Origin of the sequence: Streptomyces sp. NPDC053079, from assembly GCF_044546695.1 — a bacterium.
Classification (GTDB): domain Bacteria; phylum Actinomycetota; class Actinomycetes; order Streptomycetales; family Streptomycetaceae; genus Streptomyces.
The window spans coordinates 1-3914 of record NZ_JBITZJ010000017.1; the positions used below are offsets into that span (position 1 = coordinate 1).

The following is a 3914-nucleotide window of genomic DNA, read 5'->3' on the forward strand; positions in this document are numbered from 1 at the left end:
CCTATTCCACCGACCACAACTCCCGCGTCAGCGGTGGCGATGTCGAGGAGAAGGCGTACGAATCGGCGGGCGTGTTCGGCGATTTCCTGAGGCTCGTACAGATCGGCGTTCGCATCGAAGGCGATCTTCACGCTGCCGTCGGCGGACCGGTCGTAGACATTGACCGAGAGGTCGTTGAACGGCATGCCGCTCGAGAGGTTGTGGACCGTGACGCCGGAATTCCCGAAGCGGAGGTCGTAGTCGAAGGACATGACATTGACCGTCGGGCCGAAGAGCGGCTCGTCGGAGACAAGTTGGAGGTCACGGCGGATGTCCTCGTACCGGTAGCGCTGGTGGCGCAGCGCCTTGCGGATCCGGTCGGACGTGTGGGAGATGAAATCCGCGATTTCCGCGCCGGGGGAGACCGAAATGCGAACGGGGAGAACGTTCGCGGTCATTCCGGGAATGCGTCGGGCGGCGCTGCCCGTCCGGCCCAGTACGGGAAGGCCCAGGACGACGTCCTGTGCACCGGTCATCGCGCTGATGTAGGCGGCGGTGCCGGCGACCAGAAGGCCGGACAGGGTGGTGCGGTACTTCCGGGCGGCCTGGCGCAGCAGGGCGGCCTCGTCCGGTCCGACACCCTCCAGGTGGCGGTGGACCGTGCCGCTCGCCTCGGTCGCGCGGCGACCGCTGAGCCCGGTGACATCGGGGCGGTCGGCGAGTTCCCGCAGCCAGTAGTCGCGGTCCGCCGTGAAGTCGCTCGAGTTGCGGTACTCGTCGTCGGCGGCGAGCAGGACGTCGATGGACTCCCATGCCCGTTCCCCGACCGGGTCACCGGCGAGCAGGGCGTTGTACAGCGCCGCCGTACGGCTTGCGAGGAGCGGTCCGCCGAATCCGTCGACGACGATGTGGTGGGCTCGCTGGTACCAGAAGAAGCGATTTCCGGGAACGAGGAAGAGGGCCTGGGTGAAGAATCGTTCACCCGTGAGCGGAGTCGGCTTCCGCATGTCGTCCCACATCCATGATTCCGCAGCGGCGCGGGCATCCGGGTGGGCGGTCAGGTCGACAATGTGTAGGGGCCAGTCGTCGGATACGGGGAAATGCTGCCGTACGTCGTCGTCCTCTCCGACGAAACGCGCGTGCAGGGCTTCGGCCTCGGTGTATGTGTGCCGCAGGGCGATCTCGAAGAGCCTGATGTCCAGGTCGCCGTCGATCTCGAGGTATTCGCCGACGTTGTAGGCGGTGCTCTGCGGGTCGAGCTGCTGGGCGAACCAGATCCCGAGCTGCCCCGACATCAAATTCCTCAGGCCGCTGTGAGACTGAGTCATTGCATACACCCTTCGCAAGGCTAGTGACTATGAGGTCATCGCCCGCTCGACCCATCCGTGATGCTGGAAAGTGAATCAGTTGCGGCGTGAACCAAAGACGTATGAGTGGTGAAGAGAGCGCAGTCGAGGGTGCTCGCACCTGCGTCGGGAAATGTGGCGCAGGACGGCACGGCACGTTTTTCCGCCGTGGGGCTCGACCCCTTGACCAGTGGACCGGTCGATCAAGGGGCCGGACGGCACTACCTCGGTGGGACGGTCCCGGACGGAATGCGCGGGGAATGGGCACGGGCCGCTTCGGCGGAAGACCGCTCACGGCCGTGGGACAAGGCGGTTCTCAGGACGGCTGCCCGAGTCGGCCGGAACGCGCCGGCGATCGCCTGTGATGGGCCCGATCCTCGCCTCGGGCGGAGCGAACGTGGCCTGCTCGGCCGCGACAATGACACAAATGGACGGCAAAAACCGGCACATGCCCCCCATCCGCGCTTCCCGCGGTGGACCCGAGCCTGACCGTCCTCTTCAGAAGCCCACATCGGCTTCTCCCCCTAGCCCCCGTCGGTGAGCTCCCCCCTGGAAGCTCGCCCCTAATCGCTCAGCCTGCTGTTTCGGATTCCAGCTTCAGGCTGTTGGGCCGCATGTCGTCCCAGTTCTCCTCGATGTAGTCCACGCACGCCTGGCGGGAGGTCTCCTCAAGGGCGATCCGCCAGCCGTCCGGCACCTGGACGAACGAGGGCCACAGCGAGTGCTGACCCTCGTCATTCACGAGCACGTAAAAGCGGCCATCAGGGTCGTCGAACGGATTGCTCATTCCTCAACTCCTTTGAACGGCATGTAATGGGCATCTTGCAAAGACGCGAACGCACGTTGTCAAGGACGAGGCAGCCCCGCCCCCGAGGGGTGCTGTGATCACTCCGACTCGGGACGCTACCTCATCTTCCGCTGCGATGTTGATGACGGGTCCGCCACAGTGCAAACCAACCACAGCAGGGAGGATGGGTTAAAAACGGGCATCATGCCATAAATGATTCCCTTGCTGTCGGGGCGTGGCTGATATAGGCTCAGGCAAAGTTAGATGATCTTCGTAGTTCGCGGCCGCGTGATTGACCGGCGGGCGGCGCTGAAGATTCGGGGGCGGGTGCATGAGGCTGTATTCGGCCTGTTCGCGGGGCGCGAATCGGGGCCGATCCTCCAGCAGCGGTAGTGACATTTTCCTCCGCGGGGCAGGCACCTAGCCCGCCGCCACTCTTGCGGGCCCCGGCCGGGTCCGGAGAACTTCTCTCCATGTGAAATATGGAAGGTTTCCCCAATGGTTAGTGACCTGGAAGACATCCTCCCTTTGTCGCCGTTGCAGGCGGGACTCCTGTTCCACGCCGTGTATGACGAGCAGGGGCCGGATGTGTACAACGTCCAGGTCGCTTTCGAGTTGGTGGGCCCCTGGGACACCTCGGCCCTGCGCGCCGCCGCCCGCACCCTGCTGGCGCGGCACGCGAACCTGCGGGCCGGCTTCCTCCACGAGGGGCTGGAGCAGCCCGTTCAGGTCGTACCCAAGGCGGTGGAGCTGCCGTGGACCGAGGTGGACCTGCGGGACCGCGCCGCGGACGCGCGTGAGGCCGAGGTCGCCCGGCTGCTGGCGGAGGACCGGGTGCGCCGGTTCGACCTGTCGCAGCCGCCCCTGATGCGGTTCACGCTGATCCGCCTGGAGGAGCAGCGCTTCCGGTTCGTCCTCACCAACCATCACATCCTGCTGGACGGCTGGTCGATGCCGCTCGTCACGCGGGAGCTCCTGACGCTCTACACGCACAACGGCGACGACGCCACGCTGCCGCGGGTGACCCCCTACCGTGACCATCTGGCCTGGCTGTCGCGCCAGGACCGGCCCACGGCGCTCGAGGCCTGGCGGTCCTCCCTGGCGGGACTGGAGGAGCCGACGCGGATCGCGCCGACGGGACCGGGCCGCGACGCGGTGCTGCCGGAGCGGGTCACGGTCGACCTGTCCGAGGAGCTGACCTCCGCGCTCCAGGAGTTCGCGCGCGGTCGCAGCCTGACGATGAATACCGTGGCGCAGGTCGCGTGGGGCCTGCTGCTGAGCCGGGTGACCGGCCGCGAGGACGTGGTGTTCGGCGCGACGGTCTCCGGCCGTCCGCCGGAGCTCCCCGGAATCGAGTCGATGGTCGGGCTGTTCATCAACACCCTGCCGGTGCGCATGAAGATCGACCCGGCCGAGACCCTGGCCGGCCTCCTCACACGCTTCCAGGAGGAGCAGACGCGGCTCATCGAGCACCAGTACATCGGCCTCGGTGAGATTCAACGGCTCGCAGGGCTGGGCGAGTTGTTCGACACGGTCATGGTGTTCGAGAACTACCCCTTCGACGCCGGCGCGCTCCAGACCATGCCCTCGGGCCTGCAGGTCGCCGCGGTCCAGGGCCGCGACGCCACGCACTACCCCCTGGCCCTCGGCGTCATCCCCGGAAAGGCACTGCACCTGCGCCTGGACTACCGGCCCGACCTCTTCGACGAGGCCACCGTCGAGGAATTCGCGCAGCGGCTGGTACGGCTGCTGGAGGCCATCGCCACGGATGCCGCTGCCGGCGTCGTGGTGGGTGGCGTGGA

General features: G+C 66.7%; 3 protein-coding genes. 1 reads left to right on the forward strand and 2 read right to left on the reverse strand.

Annotation, left to right across the window (positions count from 1 at the left end; all coding sequences use genetic code 11):
• On the reverse strand, window positions 1-1274 hold a 1274-nt coding region (locus tag ACIGXW_RS33730; RefSeq protein WP_399576673.1), incomplete at its 3' end, for a condensation domain-containing protein.
• Window positions 1275-1896: 622 nt separating this feature from the next.
• Window positions 1897-2112, reverse strand: a complete 216-nt coding sequence (locus ACIGXW_RS33735) for an MbtH family protein (protein WP_071965685.1) — start codon at window positions 2110-2112, stop codon at window positions 1897-1899.
• Window positions 2113-2610: 498 nt separating this feature from the next.
• Between ACIGXW_RS33735 and ACIGXW_RS33740 the strand changes: the two genes are divergently transcribed.
• Window positions 2611-3914, forward strand: a 1304-nt coding sequence (locus ACIGXW_RS33740; RefSeq protein ID WP_399576674.1) for a condensation domain-containing protein, incomplete at its 3' end; no start/stop codon positions are given.

What these genes read in the sequence shown, in the direction of transcription:
- ACIGXW_RS33735 (WP_071965685.1), bottom strand. Translation starts at nt 2,112, where the DNA reads ATGAGCAATCCGTTCGACGACCCTGATGGCCGCTTTTACGTGCTCGTG.